Source organism: Actinomadura sp. B10D3, from assembly GCF_039871695.1.
Taxonomy (GTDB): Bacteria; Actinomycetota; Actinomycetes; order Streptosporangiales; family Streptosporangiaceae; genus Spirillospora; species Spirillospora madurae.
In genome coordinates, this window is the sequence record NZ_JBDPLY010000001.1 from 265,232 (window position 1) to 290,541 (window position 25,310).

18 protein-coding genes are annotated in these 25,310 nt (G+C 73.4%); 9 read left to right on the plus strand and 9 right to left on the minus strand.

Annotation, left to right across the window (positions count from 1 at the left end):
• Positions 1–259: 259 nt before the first annotated feature.
• The gene (locus ABGB11_RS01105) at positions 260–1,549 is read left to right on the plus strand and encodes an amidase (RefSeq protein WP_347627785.1); all 1,290 of its coding nucleotides are present in this window, start codon (positions 260–262) and stop codon (positions 1,547–1,549) included.
• Positions 1,550–1,579: 30 nt separating this feature from the next.
• Here the strand turns inward: ABGB11_RS01105 and ABGB11_RS01110 are convergent, their stop codons facing one another.
• The 3 genes from ABGB11_RS01110 to ABGB11_RS01120 all read right to left on the minus strand — a co-directional run bounded on the left by ABGB11_RS01110 (position 1,580) and on the right by ABGB11_RS01120 (position 6,315).
• Positions 1,580–4,309 (minus strand): AAA family ATPase, encoded by a 2,730-nt coding sequence (locus tag ABGB11_RS01110; protein ID WP_347627787.1) that lies wholly within the window; start codon positions 4,307–4,309, stop codon positions 1,580–1,582.
• Positions 4,310–4,393: 84 nt separating this feature from the next.
• The gene (locus tag ABGB11_RS01115) at positions 4,394–5,356 is read right to left on the minus strand and encodes a serine hydrolase (RefSeq protein WP_347627789.1); all 963 of its coding nucleotides are present in this window, start codon (positions 5,354–5,356) and stop codon (positions 4,394–4,396) included.
• Positions 5,353–6,315, minus strand: coding sequence for a LysR family transcriptional regulator (locus ABGB11_RS01120; RefSeq protein WP_347627791.1), 963 nt, complete (start codon positions 6,313–6,315; stop codon positions 5,353–5,355). The genes ABGB11_RS01115 and ABGB11_RS01120 overlap by 4 nt, the downstream gene beginning before the upstream one ends.
• A 111-nt stretch (positions 6,316–6,426) precedes the next feature.
• On the opposite strand from ABGB11_RS01120, the gene ABGB11_RS01125 reads away from it, so the two are divergent.
• Complete coding sequence (locus ABGB11_RS01125) at positions 6,427–8,076, plus strand: penicillin-binding transpeptidase domain-containing protein (RefSeq protein WP_347627793.1); 1,650 nt, start codon at positions 6,427–6,429, stop codon at positions 8,074–8,076.
• Positions 8,077–8,119: 43 nt separating this feature from the next.
• On the opposite strand, the gene bla is transcribed toward ABGB11_RS01125, so the two are convergent.
• The 3 genes from bla to ABGB11_RS01140 form a co-directional block, all read right to left on the minus strand.
• Positions 8,120–9,079, minus strand: coding sequence for a class A beta-lactamase (gene bla / locus ABGB11_RS01130; RefSeq protein ID WP_347627795.1), 960 nt, complete (start codon positions 9,077–9,079; stop codon positions 8,120–8,122).
• A gap of 107 nt (positions 9,080–9,186) precedes the next feature.
• Positions 9,187–10,221 (minus strand): magnesium transporter CorA family protein, encoded by a 1,035-nt coding sequence (locus ABGB11_RS01135; RefSeq protein WP_347627797.1) that lies wholly within the window; start codon positions 10,219–10,221, stop codon positions 9,187–9,189.
• 36 nt (positions 10,222–10,257) lie between these two features.
• Positions 10,258–11,259, minus strand: coding sequence for a LacI family DNA-binding transcriptional regulator (locus tag ABGB11_RS01140; RefSeq protein WP_347627799.1), 1,002 nt, complete (start codon positions 11,257–11,259; stop codon positions 10,258–10,260).
• 116 nt (positions 11,260–11,375) lie between these two features.
• Between ABGB11_RS01140 and ABGB11_RS01145 the strand changes: the two genes are divergently transcribed.
• On the plus strand, positions 11,376–12,578 hold the full coding sequence (locus ABGB11_RS01145; protein WP_347627801.1) for an MFS transporter: 1,203 nt from the start codon (positions 11,376–11,378) through the stop codon (positions 12,576–12,578).
• Positions 12,579–12,588: 10 nt separating this feature from the next.
• Here the strand turns inward: ABGB11_RS01145 and ABGB11_RS01150 are convergent, their stop codons facing one another.
• Positions 12,589–14,283, minus strand: coding sequence for a phospholipid carrier-dependent glycosyltransferase (locus tag ABGB11_RS01150; RefSeq protein ID WP_347627803.1), 1,695 nt, complete (start codon positions 14,281–14,283; stop codon positions 12,589–12,591).
• A 112-nt stretch (positions 14,284–14,395) separates the two neighbouring features.
• Between ABGB11_RS01150 and rsmI the strand changes: the two genes are divergently transcribed.
• Together rsmI and ABGB11_RS01160 are read left to right on the plus strand one after the other, a co-directional pair.
• Entirely contained in the window at positions 14,396–15,232 is an 837-nt protein-coding gene (gene rsmI / locus ABGB11_RS01155) for a 16S rRNA (cytidine(1402)-2'-O)-methyltransferase (RefSeq protein WP_347627805.1), read from the plus strand.
• A gap of 138 nt (positions 15,233–15,370) precedes the next feature.
• On the plus strand, positions 15,371–15,673 hold the full coding sequence (locus ABGB11_RS01160; RefSeq protein ID WP_347627807.1) for a hypothetical protein: 303 nt from the start codon (positions 15,371–15,373) through the stop codon (positions 15,671–15,673).
• Positions 15,674–15,679: 6 nt separating this feature from the next.
• Here the strand turns inward: ABGB11_RS01160 and ABGB11_RS01165 are convergent, their stop codons facing one another.
• Positions 15,680–17,413, minus strand: coding sequence for a hypothetical protein (locus ABGB11_RS01165; protein WP_347627809.1), 1,734 nt, complete (start codon positions 17,411–17,413; stop codon positions 15,680–15,682).
• A 307-nt stretch (positions 17,414–17,720) separates the two neighbouring features.
• Between ABGB11_RS01165 and ABGB11_RS01170 the strand changes: the two genes are divergently transcribed.
• Together ABGB11_RS01170 and ABGB11_RS01175 are read left to right on the plus strand one after the other, a co-directional pair.
• Entirely contained in the window at positions 17,721–19,061 is a 1,341-nt protein-coding gene (locus ABGB11_RS01170) for a glycosyltransferase family 2 protein (RefSeq protein WP_347627811.1), read from the plus strand.
• Between the two features lie 124 nt (positions 19,062–19,185).
• Entirely contained in the window at positions 19,186–21,009 is a 1,824-nt protein-coding gene (locus tag ABGB11_RS01175) for a hypothetical protein (RefSeq protein ID WP_347627813.1), read from the plus strand.
• 3 nt (positions 21,010–21,012) lie between these two features.
• On the opposite strand, the gene ABGB11_RS01180 is transcribed toward ABGB11_RS01175, so the two are convergent.
• The gene (locus ABGB11_RS01180; protein WP_347627815.1) at positions 21,013–22,623 is read right to left on the minus strand and encodes a glycosyltransferase family 39 protein; all 1,611 of its coding nucleotides are present in this window, start codon (positions 22,621–22,623) and stop codon (positions 21,013–21,015) included.
• Between the two features lie 55 nt (positions 22,624–22,678).
• Between ABGB11_RS01180 and metG the strand changes: the two genes are divergently transcribed.
• Together metG and ABGB11_RS01190 are read left to right on the plus strand one after the other, a co-directional pair.
• Positions 22,679–24,472 carry a methionine--tRNA ligase gene (gene metG / locus ABGB11_RS01185; protein WP_347627817.1) on the plus strand — a complete coding sequence of 598 codons (1,794 nt, stop codon included), beginning with the start codon at positions 22,679–22,681 and terminating at the stop codon, positions 24,470–24,472.
• Complete coding sequence (locus ABGB11_RS01190) at positions 24,469–25,293, plus strand: TatD family hydrolase (RefSeq protein ID WP_347627819.1); 825 nt, start codon at positions 24,469–24,471, stop codon at positions 25,291–25,293. The genes metG and ABGB11_RS01190 overlap by 4 nt, the downstream gene beginning before the upstream one ends.
• Positions 25,294–25,310 lie beyond the last annotated feature (17 nt).

Below are 25,310 nucleotides of genomic sequence, written 5' to 3' on the forward strand. Positions count from 1 at the left end.
GACCTCCGCCCCGCCCCCCAGCGAACCGGCGCCGGCGTCTCCCCTCGGTGCGTTGAAGCCTGCCTCGTACCGGCGCGTAGGTTCACCGCTCAGGGCCGGCGGTCGGCGAACGGCGCGCGGGCTGCGACGAAAGGTCGACGCAGGGCGACGAGTGGGCGACGCGGAGCGACCGGCGGAAGGCCCCGGCATCCGGCGGCCCCGGGCGCGTCCGGTCTGCCATGCTACGCAGATCGGTACAGGTGACAGGCAAGGAGGCGGAATGGGCGGGTTCTTCTCCGGACGGACGCTGGCCGGCATCGGCCGCGACCTGCGTTCGGGACGGGTGTCGGCGCGGGAACTGGCCGCACGCGCCCTGGAGTCCGTCGACCCCGGCCTGAACGCCTTCGTGACCCTGGACCCGGAGGGCGCCGGCGCGGCCGCCGCGTGGGCGGACGAGGAGCGGGCGTCCGGCATCGACCGGGGCCCGCTGCACGGCGTCCCCGTCGCCGTGAAGGACATCATCGACGTCGCGGGCCTGCCCACCGGGATGGGCTCGGCGCACTACGCCGACCATGTCGCCGATGCCGACGCCGCATGCGTGACGATGCTCCGCGACGCGGGCGCCGTCATCGTCGGGAAGACCAGTACGCAGGAGTTCGCATTCGGCGGCACCGGCGACGTGTCGGTGAACGGCCCGGTGCGCAACCCGCACGACCGGGAGCGGATGTCGGGCGGGTCCAGCAGCGGCAGCGCGGTCGCCGTCGCCACCGGCGTGGTCCCGCTCGCGCTGGGCACCGACACCGGCGGGTCGGTGCGCATCCCGTCGGCGTTCTGCGGGATCGCCGGGTTCAAGCCCGCGTACGGCGCGCTCCCCGCCGACGGGGTGTTCCCGCTGTCGCGCTCGCTGGACCACGTGGGCGTCCTCGCCGGCACCGCCGCCGACTGCCGCACCGCCTACCGCGCCCTGACCGGTCCCGCGGAGGCCGACCCCGCGCCCGTGGACGCGGCCGCGCCGCGCGGGCGGATCGCCTGGATCGATCCGCCCGCCTGCGACCCCGAGGTGGAGCGGACCGTCCGGGCGCTGTTCCCGGACGCGCCCGCCGAGCGGGTCGACTTCGCCGGGATCCGGCAGGTGTTCCTCCCGATCGAGTTCGGCGAGGCGGCCGACGTGCACGCCGAACGGATGGCCGAGGCGCCCGGACTGTACCGGCCGGAGACGCTCGGGCGCCTGGAGGAGGCCGCCCGGATGCCCGGCTGGCGGCTCGTCCGGGCGCTGCGCGAGCGGGACCGGTACGCGCGGGAGGTCGACGCGCTGCTCGACCGCTACGACCTGCTGGCCATGCCCACCATGCCGATCACCGCCCCGAAGATCGGCGCCACCGAGGTCGGGCTCGGCCCCCTCACCCCGCTGATGGTCAGCCTCACGTCCGCGTGGAACGTGCTCGGCCTGCCCGCGCTGACCGTCCCCGCCGGGACCGTGGGCGGCCTGCCCGTCGGGGCGCAGCTCGTCGCCCGGCGCGGCGCCGAGAGCCTGCTCTTCGACGCCGCCGAGCGGCTCGATCCCCGGTGAGGGACGACGCCCCCCAGGTGAAGCCTTCGGTCAGAGGTAGAGGCCGAAGAACTCCTCGGGGTGGTCGAGGAGCGGCGGCAGGTCGTCGGCCGTCAGGGTGACCAGCTCCTTCCTGCTGGGCGTCCTGACCGGCTCCCCGTCCTTGCCGGCCGCACCCTTCCCCGCCGGCCCGTCCTTCCTGAACGACACGGCGGCGGACGCGACCCGGTCGGCCTGGTTCGCGACGGCGACGTCCAGCATGTTGCGCATCAGGCGGCCGTTGCCGAACGACGGGCCGCGGGGCGCGCGGCGCAGCATCGTCCGCAGCACGTCGGCGGTGCCGGGCGCCAGCTCGAACCCGTCGGCGGCGGCGAGCTGCCCGAACACGGTGATCAGCTCGTCGTCGGTGTAGTCCGGGAAGTGGATCTGCTTGGGGAAGCGCGAGTCCAGGCCCGGGTTGGCGGAGAGGAACTCGGCCATCTCCTGCTGGTAGCCGGCGACGATCACGACCAGGTCGTCGCGGTGGTCCTCCATCAGCTTGACCAGCTCGGCGATCGCCTCGTGCCCGTAGTCGCCCTTCAGCGGCGACTGCGTCAGCGTGTACGCCTCGTCGATGAACAGCACGCCGCCGATCGCGCGCTCGACCAGCCGGCGCGTCCGGGGCGCGGTCTGTCCGATGTACTCGCCGACCAGGTGGGCGCGGGACGCCTCCACCAGATGCCCGGACGACAGCACGCCGAGCCGCTTGTAGATGCGGCCGAGCAGCCGGGCCACCATCGTCTTGCCGGTCCCCGGGTTGCCGGTGAACACCATGTGCCGCGTCGGCGGGGTGATCTGGAGCCCGTTCTCGCTGCGCAGCCGCGCCGCGTGCGTCCCGGCGACCAGCAGCGCGATCTCGTGCTTGACGGTGTCGAGCCCGGTGAGGTCGCGCAGCTCCGCCAGCGGGTTCCCGGGCGCCTGCGCGGTGTCCAGCGTGTCGGGGATGTCCTGCTTGCGGACGACCAGCTCCTCGCCGGGCGCGGTCCGGGCGCGGGCCGCCGCGACCGTGAGGTCGGCCAGGTGCGGCGCCAGCCGGGCGTTGCGCAGCGTCTGCACCGGCGGCGTCGCCGCCAGGAGCGCGCCCGCCGCCTCCACGGCCGGCCGGGTCCCGCGCGCCCCGCGGGCCTCCAGCGCGCGGCGGAACAGCTCGGCGTGGCCGGCCGCGGTGAACGGCCGGGTCCGCGCGATCCGGAACCGCTGCGGCAGCACGGGGTTGATATCGCGGATCCGGTCCTCGCCGCCCGCGTCGCACAGCGCGACCAGGTTCAGGTCCGGGTGGACGGCGAGCAGCCGGTGCAGCTCGGCGGCCAGCGCCTCGCCGTTGCCGGGGTCGGTGACGATCCCGTCCAGGCCCTCGATGATGAGCAGCCGCTCGCCGGCGCAGTCGCGGGCGTCGGCGTGCAGCCGGGCGACGGCGTCCGACAGCCGCTGCCCGGCGAACAGGTTCTCGGTGATCCAGTGCGGGTCGCGGCCGAGCGCCAGCGCCTTGCCCAGCTCCTGCGCGGCGTCCCGCTTGCCGGTGCCGTCGGGCCCGCAGAGCAGCAGCCGGACGGGCTCGCTGCCGCGGGTCAGCTCGTCCAGCGCCGCCGACACCTCCGGCTGCCCGACCAGCGACGTGGCCATCTCCGGACGCCCGCCCGCCGCGCCCGCGGCCGCGCCGTCCGCCTCCGCGGGCAGGCTCCGCAGCGTCTCGGTGAGCGGGTTGACGACGCGGCGGCGCGGCGCGTACAGGCGGCGCAGGTCCGTCTGGAACTGGCCGACCGGGATCCACTCCGACTTCGGGAACCACGGGTCGCCCGGCAGGCCCTGGACGACCGCGATGAACCGCATCGCCATGTCCAGCCAGCCGCGGCACGCGTCGGCGGCTCCCGCGACCAGCGCCCGGACGAGCCACGCCCGCGTCCGCTCCTGCCACGCGCCCGCCTTGAACCCGCGGCGCTCCACGGGGAACCGCTGCTGGAGCTCGCGGTACCGGTCCTCGCCCAGCGCGACCGCCAGCTCCGCCGGGACCTCCTCCATGCTCCCCTGCAGGAGCAGCTGGATCAGGTGGACCTCGATGCTCTCGTCGCGCGGCGCCGCCTCCGACAGCCGCTCGTACGACGCGAGCAGGCCCGCGCACACCCACTCCAGGTACCCGACGGGCCCGAGCAGCTCGGGCACCGCGGTGACGATGTCGTCGCCCGCGTGCGTGTGCCAGTGCTCGCGCAGCTCCATCTTGGGCAGGTTCACGTCGCACGCCGGCGGGTCGTCGTACAGCCGCAGTAGCGCCTTGCGGCGCTCCTCCAGCGGCTCGATGCCCTCCAGCACCGACAGGCAGTCGCGGGCCAGCTCGATCGCCAGCTCCCGGTCGGGCGCCTCGATCAGCCAGTCCACCGGCGGGCGCCACCGCCCGCCGGGCGCGTCCCAGCGGGTCATCCGGGTGCTGAGCGGCCCCGGGTTCACCAGGTGCCGGTGCAGCAGCCGCTCGGGCAGCTGCGACCACGAGCCCGCCTTGATCGCGCCGCCGCCCGGCAGGAACGCCAGCATCCCGAAGATCTCCGCGGTGACGAGCGACGCCGGCAGCGTCAGCAGCTTGTGCTCGTCGGTGGTCAGCTCCACCGCCCGCGGGTCGGCCGCCAGACCGTCGATCCGGGTCGCGATCTCGTCGAACAGCCCGTCCGGCACGCGCCACGGACCGTACGAGTAGACGTCGAGCACCGGCTCGTCGGTGAGCAGTAGATCCAGATGCTCCGGCAGCCGCAACGAACTCTCCCCAAGAACGCCCAAAAGAGAGGTACAGCTTATGTTTTCAGATCGCATGCTGTGTCGTCCGCACTCCCGCCGCGTTCACAGGCGGCGCAGCGACTCCACCGCGATGCGGGCCGTGGTGCCGATGACGGCGTCGGCCTCCGGGAGGACGGCGATCGGGAGCAGCGACCTGGTGAACACCGCCACCGCGTAGCGCGCCCCGTCGGGGTACTCGACGGCGCCCACCTCGTTGCGGAGCGTCGGCAGCGTGCCGGTCTTGCCGCTGACCACCACGTCGTCGTAGGGGAACCCGGACGACAGGCGGTGCGGCCACACCTGGAGGCCGAACAGGCGCCGCATCGCCGCGCAGCCGTCGGGAGGCGCGGCCTCGTCCCGCCAGACCATCGACAGCATCCGCGTCATGTCGCGGGGGGTGCTGCGGCTCGTGCGCAGCGGGTCGAGGGCGCGCAGCCGCCCCCGCACGCCCGGATCGTCGAGCCTCGCCCACACCTCCGCGACGCTGCCCGCGCCGGCGTCGGCGAGCAGCGTCTCGTGCAGCTCGCGGCCGTCGACCTCGATGACGGTCCCGCGCAGGCCGAGCTCGGTGACCGTCGCGTTGACGGCCTCCCGGCCGACCCGGTCCATGATGACGTCGGCGGCGGCGTTGTCGCTGACGGTGATCATCAGGCAGGTGAGGTCGCGCAGCGACATGCGCACCTCGTCCAGGAGCGCCGACACCCCGGTCGGCCCGGCGGTCCGGTCGTCCGGGCGCAGCACGACCTGCTCGGCCGGATCCAGGAGCCCCCGCGCGGCCTGCCGGTGGAACGCCACGAGCAGCGGCACCTTGAACACCGACGCGAGCACGACCGGCTCGTCGGCGCCGACCGAGACCTCCCGCCCGGTGTCCATGTCCACGACGTGCAGGAACCCGGTCACCCCGGCGGCACGGAACTCCGCCTCGATCCGCCCCACCACGTCCACGGCCACGTCCCGGCCCATCTTCCTCATGCCGGCCGCCGGTGGGGGGCCGGCCCCCCACACCCCCTGGTTCGCTTCGCTCATGCGAGGAACCCCGACGACGGACGCGGCACCACTCGGCGCGCCGGCGCGCCGTCCAGCGGTGTCATACCGGCCTCGTCGCGCAGCACCGCGGTCGCGACGGCGGTGAAGTCGGCGATCGCGCGGGCGTGCTCGGGATCGCGGGCCCGCCGCCAGACGCACGACGTCCGCCACGCCAGCGGCTCGCCGGCGAGGGGCCGCCACGCCACCCCGGCCGTGTCCTCGCTGCGCGGGACGAGCGCCACCGCCGTCCCGGCGAGGACGAGCCCCAGCGCGAACCCCGGATGCCGCGCCTCGTGGACGGACGCGGGCGCGTAGCCGTGCCGGCGGCACCCCGCGAGCACCTCGTCATGGGCGCCGGGAGCCTCCTCGCGCGGCGGCACGACGAGCGCCCGGCCGCCGAGGTCGGCCAGGCGCACCTCGGGGGCGGCGGCGAGGCCGCCCCCGGCCGGGACCAGCACGCCGAGGGGCTGCGCCAGCATCGGGCCGAGCTCCAGGTCGTGGGCGTCGCACGGGTGCCGGACCACCCCGGCGTCCAGCGCGCCCTCGGCCAGCGCCCGGACCTGCTCCGTCGTTCCCGTCTCGCGCAGGTCGAGCCGCAGGTCGGGGCGGCGCTCCCGGAACGCGGCGATCAGCGCGGCGACGATCGGGCCGGCGAGGTCGCTCGGCAGGCCCGCGCGCACGGTGCCGAGCTCGCCGAGCCGGGCGCGCTCGGCGACGGAGTAGACGCGGTCCACGCGGACGAGGATGTCACGGGCCTCCTCCAGCAGCAGGCCGCCCGGCGCGGTGAGCCGCACCCGGCGGCTGGACCGGTCGAACAGCCGCACCCCGAGCTCCCTCTCCAGCCGCTGGATACGCTGGCTCAGCGGCGGCTGGGCCATGCCGAGCCGCTCCGCCGCGCGGCCGAAGTGCAGCTCTTCGGCGACCACGACGAAGCATCGCAGATGCCCCACCAGGTTCACGACCAGCGATCATAGCAATTCGGATATCTGTCTGAATCGATATCAATCTTGGACTTTCCGGGCGACGGCTGGTGTCCTTGTGGCTCCATCGAAGGGGGAAGGAGTCCGATGATGCGCCGATCCCGTGTGCTCGCCGCCGCCGCGATCGCGGTGGCGGTGGTGATCGTGGGGGCGGGGACGGTGTGGTTCCTGCGCCGCGGGGACGACCCGGAGGACGCCGCGCGGCGGTTCCTCGCGGCCTGGAGCGGCGGCGACGCCGCCGCGATGAAGGCCCTGACCGACCGCCCGCCCGCCGACTTCGAGCAGCGGCTCGCCCGCATGCGCGACGACCTCGGCGTCACCCGGCAGCGCTACACGGTCGCCTCGGTCGGCCGGACGAAGGACGGCAGGGCGGGCGGGGCCTACAGCGCCGAGCTGACACTGGCCGGCGACCGGACGTGGCGGTTCCAGGGGGCGCTTCCGCTCGTCGAGCGCGACGGCGACTGGCTCGTCCGGTGGTCGCCGGAGATCATGCACCCGGACCTGCGGGAGGGGCAGCGGCTCCGCGCGGCCCGCGCCTGGCCGGACCGCGCCGCCGTCCTCGCCGCCGACGGCAGCGACCTGAGCGCGTCGCCGTCGGGGTCCGCGCAGCAGATCGCCGGGCCGGTCGGGCCCGCGTCCGCCGAGCTGGCGCAGAAGCTCGGCGCCCCGTACCGCGCGGGCGACCCGGCCGGCGCGGACGGCCTGCAGAAGCAGTACGAGCGCCGCCTCGCCGGCACGCCCGCCCTCGCCGTCCAGATCGTGGACGCGCAGGGCAGGGCGGTGAAGACGCTGCAGCGGTTCGGCGGCACCGAGGGCAAGCCGCTGAAGACGACCATCGACCCGAAGGTGCAGGCCGCAGCGGGCAAGGCCCTCACGGACGTGAAGAAGCCGGCGTCCATGGTGGCCCTGCGCCCGTCCACCGGGGAGATCCTCGCCGTGGCCAACAAGCCCGGCGGCTACAACCGCGCGCTGATGGGGCACTACCCGCCCGGCTCCACGTTCAAGGTCGTCACGGCGGCGGCGCTCGTCGCGGGCGGCATGGGCGCGGGCACGAAGGTCGGCTGCCCGGCCACCACGACGATCGGCGGCCGCTCGTTCCACAACTACGAACATGAGGACTTCGGGACGGTCCCGCTCCGCGAGGCGTTCGCGCATTCCTGCAACACGACGTTCGCGCGCCTCGCCGTGGACAAGCTGGGGGAGAAGCGGCTCGCCCAGGTCGCGTCCCAGTTCGGCTTCAACGCGCCGATCATCGCGGGCCTGCCCGCCGTCCGCGCCGCGTTTCCGGACGCCAAGGACGACACCGCGCTCGCGGCGGCGTCCTTCGGCCAGGGCCGGGTGCTGACCAGCCCGCTGAACATGGCGGGCGTCGCCGCCGCCGCGGCGGACGGCACCTGGCGCTCGCCCCGCCTGGTGGACGCCTCGCTCGCCGCGCAGGCCGCCGACGCCGGGGGCCGCAAGCCGGAGCAGCCGAAGAGGCTGGAGCCGGCCGTGAAGAGCGCGCTGCACGCGCTCATGCCGGCGGTGGTCAGCGAGGGGACCGCGGCCGGGGTCGGGTTCCCGTCCGGGACGGCGGGCAAGACCGGCACCGCCGAGTACGGCGAGGGGGAGAACCCGCCGACGCACGCCTGGTTCATCGGTTATCGCAAGGACGTCGCGTTCGCCGTCATCGTCGAGGGCGGCGGCACCGGCGCCGAGGCCGCCGCCCCCATCGCCGCCGCATTCCTCCGCGCGCTGTGACACGCGTGGCCTCCCGGCGTCCCAGCGTCGGGAGGCCACGCGATCAGCGAAGCGCGTCGGCGAGGATGCGGGCCGTGCGGGCGACCGATTCGTCGTCGGCCGCGTCGTCGGCGCCGGGCCGCGTGGTCGTGATCACGATGACGAGCGGGGCGCCGGTCTTCGGGTAGGCGATCGCGATGTCGTTCGCGTTGCCGTAGACGCCGGCGGTGCCGGTCTTGTCGCCGACCGTCCAGCCCTTCGGCAGCCCGGCGCGGATCCGCTTGTCCCCGGTGACCGTGGCCTTCATCCAGCCGATGAGGCGGCGGCGGTCGGCGGGGACGAGCGCGTCGCCGGCGGTGAGCGCCCGCAGGTCGTTCGCCCACGGGCGCGGCGCGGTGGTGTCGCGCTTGTCTCCCGGCCTCCAGTCGTTCAGCGCGGTCTCCCAGCGGTCGCTGCGGCTGACGCGGTCGCCGAGCGTGCGCAGGAACGCGGTGAGGCCGGAGGGCCCGCCGATCTCCCTCAGCACGAGGTTCCCCGCGGTGTTGTCGCTCTGGGTGATGGCGGCGTGGCAGAGGTCGGCGACCGTCATGCCCGTGTCCACGTGCTTCTCGGTGACGGGGGAGTACTCGACGAGGTCGTCCTTCGTGTAGTGGACGACCTTGTCGAGCAGGCCGGGTGCGCTCTGGCGCGCCTTCCGCAGGACCGCGCCGCAGGCCATCGCCTTGAACGTGGAGGCGAACGGGAAGATCTCGTCCGCCCGGTGCCCGACGGTGCGCCCGGTGCCGCTGTCGATCGCGAACGCGCCGATGCGCGTGTGCCGCATCGCCTCCAGCCGCCTGATCCGCTCGGTGACCTTGGCCTGCGCCGGGTCGGGGGCCGCCGCCACCTGCGAGGTGTTGCTCCGCGGCGCCGCGCTCCGGGTGGACGTGCCGGACCCGGCGCCGCAGCCGGCCACTCCGGCCAGCGTGGACAGGGCGAGGGCGGCGGTGCCGAGCCGCCGGATATGGGGGGCGTGTTTCGTCATGCGGGAGAGGAGACCAGAGCCGCCGACGCCATGTCCAATATGGATATCGGGAGATGATCGATATGCGGACGGATATCCCTGGCCTCTGAACTGGGACGCCGCCGCGGCTAGAGCCAGTCGCGGAGCTTGAAGATCACGTAGAGGCCGACGCTGCACACGACGATGATGGACGTGCTCACGATGAACCCGGAGTGCTGCGAGAACCCCGGATACGGGATGTTCTGCCCGTAGAACCCGGTGACCGCGGTCGGCACGGCGATGATCGCCGCCCAGCTGGTGACCTTCTTCATCACCTCGTTCATGCGGTTGCCCTGGAGCGCCAGCCGGGTGTCGAGCAGGTCGGCGACGAGGTCGCGCAGGCCGTCCGTCCACTCCGCGACGCGCAGCGTGTGGTCGTAGACGTCCTGGAAGTACGGCACGAGCGGCGGCGGGACGAGCCGCAGGTCGCGGCGGAGCAGGGTGTTGAGGATCTCCCGCATCGGCAGCGCGACCCGGCGCAGCGCGGCCAGGTTCTTGCGCAGCAGGAAGCTGCGCCGCTGGATCTCCTTGACCGGGAACGCGTCGTCGAAGACCAGCTCCTCGACCTCGTCGGTCTCGTCGTCGAGCGCCTGCACGGCCTCCATCTGCAGGTCGACGACCATGTCGAGCACCCCGTAGAGCAGGAACGCGGCGGTCCGGTCGGCGCCTTCGGCGTCCGGGCTCGCGTCCCAGCGCCGGATCAGCTCGTCCACGTCGAACCCGGTGTCCTGCCGGACCGTGACGAGCGCGCGCTCGCTGACGAACGCCGACACCTCGTGCATGGTCAGCCGGCCGCCGCGCACCGTCGGCACGTACACGTTGAGGAACCCGTAGCCGTCGTAGCGGTCGAGCTTCGCGCGCTCGTGCCGGGACACCGCGTCCTCGACGGCGACCGGGTCGAGCCCCAGCTCGTCGCTGATGACGCGCAGGTCGTCGTGCCCCGGGCCGCACAGGTCGAGCCACACGACGGCGTCCGGGCGGGCCAGGTGGTCGCTGACCTCCGCGACGGGAAAGCCCTCCGCCTCGATCTTGCCGCCGCGCCAGGCCCGGGTCCTCGGGGGCGCGGCGCCGATCCGGTTCTCCGGACGTCCCTCGATGTCCGTCTCGGACGGATGGGATGCCATGCGCCCCTTATACCCGGCTTTTTGGGGAAAGCCCGGTCAGTCGTAGCGGGGGGAGGCCGTCGAGCCCCGCACGACCAGGTCGCCGGGCAGGACGCGGGGGGCGGGAGTGCGTCCGGCGAGCAGTTCCAGCAGCGCCGTCATGCCCGCCGCGCCCAGTTCCTCGGCCGGGAGCCGGACGGTCGTCAGCTCGGGCTCCAGGGCCGTCGCCAGCAGGACGTCGTCGAACCCGGTGACCGACAGCTCGGACGGCACGTCCAGGCCGAGCGCCCGCGCCGCCTTGTACGCGCCCGCCGCGACCAGGTCGTCGTCGCACACCAGCGCGGTGGGCGGGTCGGGGGTCGCCAGCAGCCGGACGGCGGCGTCCTTCGCCGCGGCGACGTCGATCGCGCAGGCCGCGCGGGTCACCGTACCGCCGGGCAGGTCCGCGAAGGCGGCGGTGAGGGCCTCGGCGCGGGCGTGGAACGTCCACTGGTCGACGGCCGCGGCCAGGTGCCCGATCCGGCGGTGGCCGAGCCCGGCGAGGTGCTCGGCGATCGCGCGCATCCCGTCGGCGACGCCGAAGTCGACGGTGGGGACGTCGCCGAGGGGCCCGCTGTCGAGCATCACGGCGGGCGTCCCGGGGAACCCGGCGAGGGCCTCCGGGGCCATCGAGGACGCGAGGATGCCGTCGATCGCCTCGTCCGGCGCCGCGAACGGGCTGTCGGCGGGCCCCGCCGCGCCGTCCGGCCAGGTGGAGACCACCACCCCGAAGCCGTGCCGGGCCGCGACCCGCGCGGCGCCCGTGTAGACGGGCCCGAAGAACGGCGCGGTCAGGGTGGGGACCATCAGCAGGACCGTCCGGGTCGTGCCCAGGCGCAGGTTCCGGGCCGCCTGGTTCGGCCGGTAGCCGAGCCGCTCGGCGGCGCTGCGCACGCTGCGGGCCGTGGCGGGGGAGACGCGGCCGCTCCACTTGCCGCCCAGCACGAGCGAGACCGTGGACTGCGAGACCCCGGCCTCCTGAGCCACGTCCTTGCTGGTGGGACGGCTGATGGCCGGCACCCGCACCTCCCTGCTCAGATATCAGGACAAAAACAGACTAGAGCCGAAGGGGGGAGAAATGGTACGTATGACCGGACGGGTTATACGTATGACGGGGATTCTCGGGGGCTGGACACATGCGCGGCTACGTCGTCTTCCTCCGCCGGCCCTACGCGGGCCGGCTGCTCGGCGGCACCCTGCTCGGCCGGCTGCCGAACGGCATGGGCATGCTCGCCGTCGTCCTGCACATCCGGGCCGACGACGGCGGCTACCCCCTCGCCGGGACGCTCGCCGCCGTCTTCGGGCTCGCGACGGCCGCCGGGCAGCCCGTCCTCGGCCGCGTCATGGACCACGTGGGGCAGCCGCGCGTCCTGGTGTCGTCCGCCTGCGCCGCCGCCGCCGGGTTCGCCCTCCTCGCCGCCGTGGGCGCCGACCCGCTCCCGGTGTCGGTCGCGGCCGTGGTCGCCGCGGGGTTCGCCACCCCGCCGCTGGAGGCCGGGCTGCGCGCCCTCTGGCCGGACGTCCTCGACGGCCCCGCGGAGGTCGACGCCGCCTACGCGCTGGACGCCGCCGCCCAGGAGGTCATCTTCACCGTCGGGCCGCTGCTCGTCGTCGCCGCCGCCGTGGTGAACACCGAGACCGCACTGCTGATCACCGGCGCGCTCGGCATCGCCGGGACGCTCGTCGTCGCGCTGTCCGGGCCGTCCCGCCGGTGGCGGGGCGCGCCGCGCGCCTCCGACTGGGCCGGCCCGCTGCGCTCCCCGGGGCTGCGCGTCCTGCTGCTGTCCCTCGCCTGCGCCGGCATCGCGCTCGGCGTCTACGCCGTCGCCGTCGTCGCCTACGCCGAGGAGCAGGGCCGCGACCTCGCGTCCGGGCTGCTACTGGCTTGCATGGCGGGCGGCGCGCTCGCCGGCGGGATCGTCTATGGCGCCCGTTCGTGGGCGGGCGAGCCGCACCACCGGCTGCCGTGGCTGCTGGCCGCGCTCGCCGCCGGCTACATACCGCTCGTCCTCGCGCCGGGCCTGCCCGTCATGTCGGCGCTGGCGTTCCTCTCCGGCGTCTTCCTCGCACCCGTCCTGGCGTGCAGCTTCAGCCTCGTCGACCGGCTCGCGCCGAGCGGCACCGTCACCGAGGCGTTCGCATGGGTCGCCGCGGCGGTCGGTGCGGGAAGCTCCCTGGGCTCCTTCGTCTCCGGCATCGGGCAGGACCTCGCGGGCGTCCCCGGCGCCTTCGTGGGCGCGGGCGCGGGCGGCGTCCTCGCCCTGCTCCTGTGCATGCTCGGCGGCCGGACGCTGCGTCCGGTCAAGGCCGCGGCCGTCACCGCGAACGCCACCGCCTAGACCGGGACGCCTAGACCCAGGACTGGAACCAGATCCGCTCGTGCCAGTCGTCGTACGGGAGCGTCTGCGCCGACAGGATCGGGTGGAAGTACGCGAAGTTCGCCAGGACCACCAGCATGAACGCGCCCGCGGCGGCGGCGCCGACCAGCCGCCGCAGACCGGCGCCCTGTATCTGCGCCATCGTCGTGCGGCCCACGCCCGCATCGTCCCGTTCGGGCAGGTCGGCGGCGGTGGCGTAACTCTCGTCGTACCCGCTCTCGCCGGGACGCGTCGCGTGCGCGCCCGCCATTCCCGCCGGGGCCGGTCCGATCATGTACCCCAGCACCAGGACGACCGCCAGCACCATGAACGGGATCAGCGGCGTCGCGTAGAACAGGAACATCGTCCGCTCGGCGAACGCCGACGGGAACCAGGACAGCCAGCCCGCGAGGAACCCGAGCACGATCGCCCCGGCCCGCCAGTCCCGCAGGATGAGCCAGATGAACACCACGATGACCAGCGCGACCAGCGCGCCCCACCACAGCGCGGGCGTCCCGATCCCGAGGATCTCGCGGGAGCAGCGGGTCGCGCCGCCGCACGCGCCCTTCGGCTCGGTGTAGAAGAACGCGACCGGACGGCGCAGGACCGGCCAGTCCCACGGCCACGACTGGTACGGGTGCTTGGCGTCCAGCCCGGTGTGGAAGCCGAGCATCTCCGAGTGGTAGCGCCACAGGTCCGGCAGGGCCTCGAACGGGCGCAGCAGCAGGTGGTCGGACGCCTTCCCGCGCCCCCAGCCGCCCGGCTTGAAGATCCATCCCCACCAGGTCGCCAGGTACGTCACCAGGCCCACCACGACGAGCTGGACGAACGCCGGGACGGCCTCCAGCAGCATCGTCCCGGAGAACGGCGCCCGCACCCCGGCCGCCCGGCGGGCGCCGTAGTCCCACAGCACGACCATCAGGCCGAACGCGGCGACGTAGAAGATCCCCGTCCACTTGGTCGCGCAGGCGAGGCCGAGGCAGACCCCGGCGCCCCAGCGCCAGCCGTGCGCGAGGAACGGCCCGTACACCGAGGTGTCCCCGCGCTCGATCTTCTCGGCGAGGTCGCGGCGGGACCGGTCGCGGTCGTTCACCAGGCAGGCGAACCCGGCGAGCACCCAGAACATGACGAAAACGTCCAGCAGCGCGGCCCGGCTCGTCACGAAGGCGAGGCCGTCCAGCGCCAGCAGCAGCCCGGCCGCGCAGCCGAGCAGCGTCGACCCCGTCATCCGGCGCGCGACCCGGCACAGGATCAGCACCGACAGCGTCCCGATCAGCGCCGGCATGAACCGCCAGCCGAACGGCGTCGCGCCGAACATCCACTCGCCGATCGCGATCATCCACTTGCCGAACGGCGGGTGCGCGACGAACGCGGGCCCGCTTCCCCAGATGTGCGCGTCCGGGTCGGCGATGAGCATCTTGTCGGCGTTCTCGACGGTGTTGTGCTCCCAGCCGTACTTCAGCAGGGCGAGCGCGTCCTTGGCGTAGTACGTCTCGTCGAAGACGACCGCCTTCGGCGACCCCAGCCGGTCGAACCGCAGGTACCCGGCGATCGCCGTGACCAGCAGCGGGCCCAGCCAGGACAGCAGCGGGCTCCCCGGTATCGCGGGGGCGAGCCACTCCCGGAGCGAGGGCGGTCGCCGCCGCGACGCGAAAGCGGGAGCCGAGGCCAGATCCGTCGTCGCCATCACGCCATCGTACGGGCGCCCGGCCGCCGGGATGCGCGCCGAAGTGCTGACCGCGGCGGCATCCCGGGCAGGCCCGGGTTCCCGGGGATCGCTCCGCTGGGAAGATACCCGTGTGACTGGGACTCTCTTGCTGGCGGCGGCGCCCATCGGCCGGGCGGAGGACGCCTCCGCGCGGTTGCGGGCCGCGCTGGCGGACGCGCCGGTGATCGCGGCCGAGGACACGCGGCGGCTGCGGCGGCTCGCGGGCGACCTCGGGGTGGACATCGCGGCCCGGGTGGTGTCGTACAACGACCTGAACGAGCGTGCGCGGGCCGCCGGGCTGGTGGAGGACCTGCTGGCCGGACGGGACGTCCTGGTCATCACCGACGCGGGCATGCCGGGCGTGTCCGACCCCGGGTACCGGCTCGTCATCGCGGCGGTCGCCGCGGGCGTTCCGGTCACCGTCCTGCCCGGGCCGTCCGCCGTCACGACCGCGCTGGCGGTGTCGGGCCTGCCGACGGACCGGTTCTGCTTCGAGGGGTTCCCGCCCCGCAAGCCGGGCGAGCGGGCCCGGCGCCTGGCCGCGCTGGCGGACGAGCCCCGCACGATGGTCTTCTTCGAGTCGCCGCGCCGGCTGCCGGCCACCCTCGCCGCGATGGCGGAGGCGTTCGGCGCCGACCGCCCCGCGGCGGTGTGCCGCGAGCTGACCAAGACCTACGAGGAGGTCCGGCGGGGGACGTTCGGCGACCTCGCCGAATGGGCGCGGGACGGCGTGCTCGGCGAGATCACGCTGGTCGTCGGCGGCGCGCCGGAGCGGCCGGGGCTGTCGGACCCGGCCGACCTGGCGGCGGCGGTCGCCGCCCGCGAGGAGGCCGGAACGCCCCGCAAGCAGGCGATCGCGGAGGTCGCCCGGGAGAACGGCATCCCGAAGCGAACGGTCTATGACGCGGTCGTCCAGGCGAGGAAATAGTCACGACATCGGAACGGTCCATCCGCGTGTTTTCAGGGCATACAGCACATCGGGTGACCGAGGGCGTGGCGGAACAGGGCCGACGGGGTCACCATGGAGGCAGGACCGTGTGAGGCGGCCGCCGAGGGGGTGAATGCCGTGCTGGATGCATGGACGAGCCACGAGGCCTGGAGCTTGGAGTGCCTGAGCTGCGCGACGACCTGGAACGAGGAGTTCGAGGTCCGGCACTCCGGTGACGGGCACGGCAACGAGGCGGTCATCTACGTGCGGGACGGCCAGCCCTGCACCACGCCGTGGACGGGCCGGTGCTGCCCCAAGTGCGGGAGCGAGAACATCAAGGCGCTGTCCGCGGTGCGCGGCAGGCAGGGCGAGGTGCCGAAGGCCCGCAGCAGCAGCGATGTGGCGATGGTGTTCCACCTCCGCCGGATGCACGCCTGGTAGGAGCGCCTAGGACGCCGGTGCGGTCTGCACGTCCTGTGTGGTCTGCGCGTCCTGCGCGTCCTGCGGGGTCGAGGCGCCACGGCGGCGGAGGCGGCGCGTCCAGCCGGCGACCGTGCCGCGGACCTCGGGCGTGAACGCCATGCCCGCGGCCAGCGCCGCCAGCGGGACGGCGGGCAGCACGTACCGGTAGTCGAACTCGGCGGTCGCGGCCGGGGCCAGCAGCAGCCCGGTCGCGAGCGTCCAGGGCAGCAGCGCCGCCCCGCCGAACCGGCGCCACAGCGGGACCAGCCCGGCCAGGCCGACGAGCAGGATGGCGCCGATCATCGTGCCGCGCAGGTAGAAGACGTCCTGGTAGCCGCGGGCGACGCCGGCGAACGGCTCCACGACCTGGGTGCGCGCGTCCCCGCGCTCGTAGCCCTTCGCGTCCTGGGACGCCGTCCCGCCGCGGGGCATGTGCCAGTCGGGCAGCGGCCTGCTCGTCGTGCGGAACTCGTACTGGGAGTACGTCGCCTCGTCGGGGAACACCGTCCGGTCCCACCGGAACACCCGGAAGAAGTCGTGCGCGACCACCTGCAGGTAGTCGACGGGCTGCGAGATGATCGCCCGCTTCGCGAAGTCGTTGCCGAGCTTGTTGTTCTCCGGGCTGAACCGCGTGCCGGTGTAGCGGTTGAACGGGGACCGCTGGTTCCAGATGCCGTCCTGCGAGTTCGGCAGCCGGTTCGCGGGCTCGGTGCACAGCGGGTACTCGCTGACCGGCAGGTCCTTCATCTGGTGGCAGTCGGCGAACTTGTACACCCGGGCGTACAGGAAGATCCCGTTGCTCTCGGTGATCGCGAACTTGTCGCTGTCGGCCTTGTACCAGCCCGCGTAGGCCAGCACGGGCAGCGAGCAGGCCGCCAGCGTCACCGCCATCAGCTTCCAGCCGCTGCGCCGGATCAGCATGTACACCAGCACGCCGAGCAGCACCGGCATCCCGACCGAGCGGGTCAGCCACGCCAGCCCGACGATCAGCCCGACCGCCGCGGCGATCTTCCAGGTGGGGCGGTCGCCCCACAGCAGCAGCGTGACCGCGCACATCACCAGGAAGGTGAACATCGTGTCCGACAGCACCAGGTGCTCCAGCTGCAGCTGGTAGGCGTCCAGCAGGACCGGCGCGGACGCGAGCGCGGCGCCCCAGCCCGGCAGCCGGAACCTGCGGCGCAGCAGCGCGTAGATCATCACGCCCATGCCGAGGCCCATGAGGTGCTGCAGCGCGGCGACGAGCGCGAAGCTGTGGAACGGCTTGAGCAGGAAGAGCAGGAACGCGTACCCGTCGGGCCGCAGCGGGTGCGGGTACGGGTCCATCGCGACGTTCAGGTAGTCGAAGCTGTCGTTGAAGAACATCACCGGCTGGTAGCCGAGCATCGCCACGAGCCGGAGCAGTGCCGCTGTGGTAATGATCACACTGAACGCCGGGTGCCGGCGCGCGAGCGTCCAGAGGCCGCGGGCGCGCCGCCGGCCGCCGGAGGCGGCGGTCCCGCCGCCCGGCGTGTCCCCGGTTTCCGGGTCGGTCGGAGAGTCGGGTTCCGGACCGCCCTTAATGGCGGTGTCCGAATCCGTCGCGGTCGCCGTCCCGCCGGGCGTGTCGATCGTCGGCCCGGCAGCGGGCCCGTTCGCGGCGGCTCCGCCCGCCGTGGCCAGGGCCGTGCCGCCCTGTGCCGCATCGTCGAGCGCGGTGCCCCGCGGCGTATCCCCCGCCACTGCCGCACCTCCCCTTCGGTGTCCGGCCCCCGGTCCGGTGGCACTGCGTTCTCCGGCACGCGTCACAGCCGCCCACCCCTTCCGGGCCGCTGTGCCCGTATGCTTGACGTCCTAGCCTGCCGCCCGCGACCGTGGCGGAGAGGGTTTTTCGGTTGCAAGTGGGCAACACGATACGGGTGCTCTTGACGAGAGCGGCCATCATTACCCGTCCTCGGCAGGCATCATGAACGACGACGGGCCGCCCCGCGGAAAACAGAGATAGTAATCAACACCGCAGACGGTCACCAGGGGTAACGAAGGAGATCGCGTGGAACTCTCCGTAGTGATGCCATGTCTGAACGAGGCCGAGACGGTCGAGACCTGCGTCCGCAAGACCATCGGCTTCTTCGAGGACAAGGGCATCGACGGCGAGGTGGTCATCGCCGACAACGGCAGCACCGACGGCAGCCAGCAGCTGGCCAGGGACGCGGGCGCACGCGTCGTGCCGGTGATCGACAAGGGCTACGGCAACGCCCTGATGGGGGGCATCCGGGCCGCGCGCGGCAAGTACGTCGCCATGGGCGACGCCGACGACTCCTACGACTTCACCACCCTCGGCCCGTTCCTGGACGAGCTGCGCGACGGCGCCGACCTCGTCATGGGCAACCGGTTCAAGGGCGGTATCGCCGACGGCGCCATGCCGCCGCTGCACCGCTACCTCGGCAACCCGGTGCTGAGCTTCGTCGGGCGGCTGTTCTTCGGCAGCAAGATCGGCGACTTCCACTGCGGGCTGCGCGCCTTCGACAAGGACGCCATCCTGCGGCTCGGCCTGCAGACCGGCGGCATGGAGTTCGCCAGCGAGATGGTCGTCAAGGCGACCCTGCAGGGCTACGACATCCGCGAGGTGCCGACCACCCTGTCGCCGGACGGCCGCACCCGCGCCCCGCACCTGAACACCTGGCGGGACGGCTGGCGCCACCTGCGCTTCCTCATGCTCTACAGCCCGCGCTGGCTGTTCCTCATCCCCGGCCTCGTCTTCATGACGCTCGGCCTGGTCGCCGGGATCGCGCTGTCCACCGGCCCGGTCACCGTCGGGGAGATCGCGTTCGACGTCGACACGCTGGTCGGCGCGTCCGCCGCGCTGGTGATCGGCTTCCAGGCGGTGCTGTTCGCGCTGCTCACCAAGGTCTACGCGATGCAGGAGGGATTCCTGCCGCATGACAGCCGGGTCCAGAAGATCATCGACTGGTGGAGCCTGGAACGCGGCCTGCTGCTCGGCGGCCTGCTCGCGGTCGCCGGCCTCGCCGGCCTCGTCGCGTCGCTGCTGCACTGGCGGGTGAACAGCTTCGGCGAGCTCGACCCGCGGCACTCCCTGCGCATCGTCGTCCCCGCCGCGACCGCGCTCGTGATGAGCTTCCAGGCCATCTTCGCCTCGCTGTTCGTCAGCATCCTCGGCATCCGCCGCCGCCAGCACCCGCCGCTCACCGACGCGGCCGAGGAGGCCGCGGGCGTCGTGGACGCCGCCGTGCGCAAGGTGGCCCGCGGCGAGGCCGAGAAGGCCGAGAAGGCGGAGAAGGCCGAGGAGACCGGGAAGGCGGACAGCGGCGGCGAGGACGGCAAGGCCCCCGCCATGACGTCCGAGAGCGACGAGCGCGCATCTGAGAGCTGACCCGGCGCGCCCCGTCGCCGAGCGTTCCCAGGCCGTGGCCCGGCGCCCCGTACGCACTATGACAGGCTTGTCCGTCGATGGATGTCCGTTACCCGACCGCCCGCGCCCGGCGCGCCGCGGGCCGATGAGCCCGCACCCGCCGGACGCCGCGTCCACCGGGGGCGGCGGCACGGCCGTCGCACGGCCGCCGGTCACGCCGGCGGATCGCGGCACCGCGCCGCCGCGGCCCGACCGCCGCCGCTGGTTCTGGCTGTTCGTGCTCGGCTGGGCCGCGCAGGTCGCGATCCGGCTGTGGCTCGGATCGGGGCAGACGGTGCCGGTGGCGACGCCGGACGAGTCCGGGTACCTGTTCGCCGCCCGCGTCATGACCGGCGGCCCGGACGCCGACATGTCGTTCGGGACCGTCTACCGGGGCGGCTACCCGCTGCTGCTGACGCCCGCGTTCTGGTTCGCGACCGGCCCGATCGGCGTCTACCGCGCCGCGCTCGCCATCAACGCGCTGGTCAGCGCGGCGATGCTGCCGCTGGCCTACCTGCTGCTGCGCCGGTTCCGGCTGCGGCGGCGCTGGTCGTACGTCTTCGCGCACGTGACCGCGCTGCTGCCGTGCGTGCTGTTCTACTCCGAGTTCGTCCTGACGGACGCGATCCTCCCGGTCGTCCTCGTCGGCTGGCTGCTGCTCGTCCACTCCTGGCTGGACGCCCCGCCGCCCGCGGGCCGCCGCGCGTCGCTCCGGCTCGCGCTGTCCGGGACGGGCGCGTCGCTGCTGGTGGCGTACGCCTACGCCTGCCACACCCGCGGCGCGATCCTGCTGGTCGTGCACGCGGCCCTGCTCTGCGCCGCGCCGGTCCTGCGCTGGCGGTCCTGGCGCGCCTCGTCCGGCGCCGCGCTCGCGCTCGCCGCCGCGACGGCGGCCGGGATGCTGCTGAACCGGTCGCTGCTGCCGCACATGTACCCGCAGGGCGACAACGACCTCGGCGGCAACGTCGTCCGGCGCCTCACCAGCCTGGACGGATGGGGCTGGATGCTGTCGCTCGGCACCGGCCAGGTCTGGTACCAGGCCGTCGCCACCGGCGGCGTCGCGGCCGTCGGCCTCGTCACGGTGGCCTTCCTCGCCGTCCGGCCCGCCGCGGCCCCGGCCCGGCCCGGCCCGGTGCGCGCGCTGGCGCTCGCCGTCCTCGCGCTCGTCGCCGGCATCGCGTTCGCGACCTCGGCGGCGCTGCCGGTCGAGTACCGCATCGGCAACTACGTGTACGGCCGCTACCTCGCCTGCGTCACGCCGGTGCTGTTCATGGCCGGCGTCGCCGTCCTGATGTCCGCCGCGCGCAGGACGGCGCTGTGGGCGGCGGGCGCGGCGGCCCTGCTCGCGGTGGTCGCGGCGTGCGTCGTCCAGTGGTATGCGGGCGACCTGCTCACCCAGTACACCTACACGGCGTACGACTTCCCGGAGACGGCCTTCCTGACCTGGGACTGGACGTCGTTCAGGCTCTGGCACGCCACGCTGACCGGCCTGGTCCTGCTCGGCGTGTCGGTGGCGGCCGTCCGGCTGCGCCGCCACGGGCCCCTGGTGCTGGCCGGCCTGCTGGCCGTGGTCGCGGTCGGCATGTGCGCCACCGCGACCGACCGGATCGCGCGGCCGCTCGTGCGCGCCGAGACCGCCCACACCGACATCCGCGACAGCGTCGACCTGACGAAGCAGCGCTCCATCGCCGTCGACTGGAACATCTGGTGGACGATCCGGCTGTCGCAGTACTACTGGGCCTGGTGGAGCGACGGCAGCGTGTTCGACGCCCGCTGGACCCCGCCGCCGCAGAACGTCGACATGGTCGTCCTGGCGTGGCCGAAGGACAAGCCCGCCACCGCGTCCTGGCCGAAAGGCGCCCCGCCCGGCTGGAGGGTCGTCGACAGCCGCCGCACCGTCGAGGGCGACTGGGTCGCCTGGACCCGCTAGCCCTTAGAGGGGCGGCCTCCAGAGCTGCAAGACCCCGTCGGACGATCGCCACATCAGCGTCCAGCCCTCGGCCGGGGACGGTCGCCAGCCGCCGCCGATCTGCGACTCCATGCCGCGCCAGCGCGTGTAGAGCATCGGGCCCTCGGTCGCGTTGCGCGGGACCTGCCCCAGGTAGTGCGGGAAGTCGCGGATCTCGCCGCGCCAGACGGGACGCCCCCACATGTCGCGGGTGTAGAAGGTGAGGGTCTGCGCGAGCCGCCGGTCGGCGCAGATCAGCGTGATGTCGCGGTGGTCGCCGAGGTAGCCGCGCAGCTCGTTCCACGCCCTGTCGCGCGGCAGGTCGGGGACGGCGCGGACGGCGGCGACCGCGTACGTCCCGCCGAGCACGAGCGCCAGGACGGGCACGGCGACCGTACGCAGGCGCAGCCGGGACACGAGGCCGGGCGGCAGCATCCGGAACATCAGGATGAGCGAGCCGGACCCGCCGGCGAGCAGCGCGGGCAGGACCGAGAACCAGTACCGCTGGAGCCACGCGCGCAGCGAGATGCTGTTCGGGTCGAGGACGCCGGAGAACAGCGTCAGCGGGACGGCGAGCGTGAAGAACCACACCAGGCACAGCCCGAGCCGCCGGTCGCGGGTGACGGCCCAGCCGACGATCGTGAGGGCCAGCGCGGCGGTGAAGACGAGGCCGAGCGGGTTCCAGTCGTGCATCGCGCGCAGGAAGGAGCGGGCGGCGAGCGCGCGCGTCACGTAGTCGCGGGACTGGCCGCCGTGCTCGGCCGCCGACACGAGCCCGGCGAGCGGGCTGCCCCAGACGATCTGGTTGTGGAGGAAGTTCAGCAGGAGGATCGCGAGCATCGGAGCGCCGACCGTGACGTTGCGGCGCCACGGGATCCGCAGCAGCGCCAGGTAGGCGGGGATGGCGAGGAACAGGAACGCCAGGAACTCCCGGACGAGGAACGAGGCGCCGAGGAGCACCCCGGCGGCCAGCAGCATCCGGGTCTGCGCCCGGCCGGTCCTGCGGCTCGCGACGACGAGGCCGGCCATCCCGATCGTGAACAGCCCGGCGCCCGGCATGTCCGGCAGCATCACCCCGGTCGACCAGGTGATCTCGTGGCCGAACGGGTTGGTCATCGTGAAGAACGGGTGGACGAGCAGGATCGCGGCGGACGCGACGCCCGCCACGTCGCCGAACAGGGAGCGGACGACCAGGTACGTCCCGACGAAGAACGCGACGCCGCCGAGCGCGGCGACGGTGAAGTACGCGGCCTGGCCGTCGCCGAGGACCTCCTGGGCGAGCCGGGCGGGCAGCACCAGCCCGATCCGGGTGACCTGGTGGGGGACCTCGTCGAACGGCCACTGCGTGAGCGGGATGTCGGGCCAGTCACGGGCGGCGAGCCACACGTAGTACGGGTCGAAGTACAGGGGCGGCGTCATGACCGTCCACTGAGCGAGCACCGTCGCCGCCGTGACCAGCAGCGACAGCCACACCACCCGGCGGGTCCGCCGCGCCCGGCGCGCGGCCCGCGCGAGAAGGCTCCGGGATGGCCCGCCGTCCGGCTCGCCGCCGGTCACCGTCCGCGCAGCGGCGTCGTCGGACGTGATCTGGGGCATGCGGGCCAGGCTACTCGCGTGCCGGTGCCGCCGTGACGCGACTACCCTTGATTCCATGTCCTCGTCAAGCCGTCATATCTTGACCGCGCCCGCATGGCCGTACGCCAACGGGCCCCGTCACATCGGGCACGTCTCCGGTTTCGCGCTGCCCGCCGACATGTTCAGCCGCTACCAGCGGATGGCGGGCAACAAGGTCCTGATGGTCAGCGGCACCGACGAGCACGGCACGCCGATCCAGGTGCAGGCCGACAAGGAGGGCGTGACCGCCCGCGAGCTCGCCGACCGGTACAGCTCGGTGATCGCCGAGGACCTGCACGGCCTCGGGATGTCCTACGACCTGTTCACCCGGACGACGACGCTGAACCACTACGCGGTCGTCCAGGAGATCTTCAAGGGCCTCTACGACAACGGCTACATCTTCCCGACCAGGACCATGGGCGCGATCTCGCCGTCCACCGGCCGCACGCTCCCGGACCGCTACATCGAGGGCACCTGCCCGATCTGCGGGTACGACGGGGCGCGCGGCGACCAGTGCGACAACTGCGGCAACCAGCTCGACCCGGTCGACCTGATCAACCCGGTGTCCCGGATCAACGGCGAGAAGCCGAAGTTCGTGGAGACCGAGCACTTCATGCTCGACCTGCCCGCGTTCACCGAGGTCCTCGGCCGGTACCTGCGCGGCAAGCAGGGCCAATGGCGGCCGAACGTGCTGAAGTTCGCGCTGAACCTGCTGGACGACATGCAGCCCCGCGCGATCAGCCGCGACCTCGACTGGGGCGTGCCGATCCCGCTGGACGGCTGGCGCGACAACCCGGCCAAGAAGCTGTACGTGTGGTTCGACGCGGTCGTCGGCTACTTCTCCGCGTCGGTGGAGTGGGCGCGGCGGTCCGGCGACCCGGAGGCGTGGCGCGCCTGGTGGCAGGACCCGGAGGCCCTGTCCTACTACTTCATGGGCAAGGACAACATCGTCTTCCACGCCGAGATCTGGCCGGCGATGCTGCTCGGCTACAGCGGCCAGGGCGACAAGGGCGGCACGCCCGGCTCGCTGGGCGCGCTGAACGTGCCGACGGAGGTCGTGTCGTCGGAGTTCCTGACGATGGAGGGCCGCAAGTTCTCCTCGTCCCGCCAGGTCGTCATCTACGTGAAGGACTTCCTGGGGCGCTACGACGTCGACGCGCTGCGCTACTACGTCGCGGTCGCCGGGCCGGAGAACCAGGACACCGACTTCACCTGGGCCGAGTTCGTCCGCCGCAACAACGACGAGCTGGTCGCCGCGTGGGGCAACCTCGTCAACCGGTCGGTGAACATGGCGGCGAAGAACTACGGTGCGATCCCGGAGGCGGGCGACCTCACCGACGCCGACCGGGCGCTGATGGAGCGCAGCCGGAACGCGTTCGCGGCCGTGGGCGCCGAGCTCGGCCGGTCCCGGTTCAAGAGCTCGATCACCGAGGCGCTGGACGTCGTCCGCGACGCGAACAAGTACCTGTCCGACCAGGCGCCCTGGAAGCTGAAGGATGACCCGGAGCGTGTCAAGTCGATCCTGCACACCGCGCTGCAGGTGGTCGACGACGCCAAGACGCTGCTGACGCCGTTTCTGCCGAACTCGTCCCAGAAGGTCTACGAGATGCTCGGCGGGCAGGGCGTGTGGAGCGGCATGCCCGACCTGACGACGGTGTCGGAGGAGGGCGGCCCCGACTACCGCGTCCTCACCGGCGACTACGCCACCGAGGCGCGCTGGGAGTCGATGCCGATCAAGCCGGGCGTCCCGCTGGCCAAGCCGACGCCGCTGTTCAAGAAGCTCGACGCGTCCGTGGTGGACGAGGAGCTCGCCAGGCTGGAGAACCCGTGACCCGAGACGGGGACGGGCAGGCCTCGCGGTCCTACCCGCCGCTGCCCGAGCGCCTGCCCGTCGACGTCTTCGACAGCCACTGCCATCTCGACATCGTCGAGACGCCCGTGGACGAGCAGCTGAAGTCGGCGAAGGCGGCCGGGATCGGGCGGATCGTCACGATCGGCTGCGACCTGCCGTCCTCCCGGTTCGCCGTGGACGCCGCCGGCGAGTTCGACGACGTGTACGCGGCGGTCGCGATCCACCCCAACGAGACGACGGGGATCTCCGACGCCGTGCTCACCGACGTCGAGCTGCTCGCCGCGCACCCGAAGGTCCGCGCGATCGGCGAGACGGGCCTGGACTACTACCGCGACTGGGCGCCCGAGGACGACCAGCGGCGGTCGTTCCGCGGGCACATCGAGATCGCCAAGCGCACGGGCAAGGCGCTGGTCATCCACGACCGCGAGGCGCACGACGACGTGCTCGCGATCCTGGACGAGGAGGGGGCGCCGGACACGGTCGTCTTCCACTGCTTCTCCGGCGACGCGGCGATGGCGCAAACCTGCGCGGAGCACGGCTATTTGATGAGCTTCGCCGGGAACGTCACGTTCAAGAACGCCGAGCCGCTGCGGGAGGCGCTGCGCGCGGCGCCGCTCGACCTCGTCCTCGTGGAGACGGACGCGCCGTTCCTGACCCCGATCCCGCACCGCGGGAAGCCGAACGCCTCCTACCTGATCCCGCACACCGTCCGGGCGATGGCGGAGATCAAGGGCGTGGACGTGGCGGAGCTGTGCACCGCGATCGCGGCGAACGGGGAGCGCGCCTTCGGCCCGTGGTGACGTAGTGGGATAAAAGG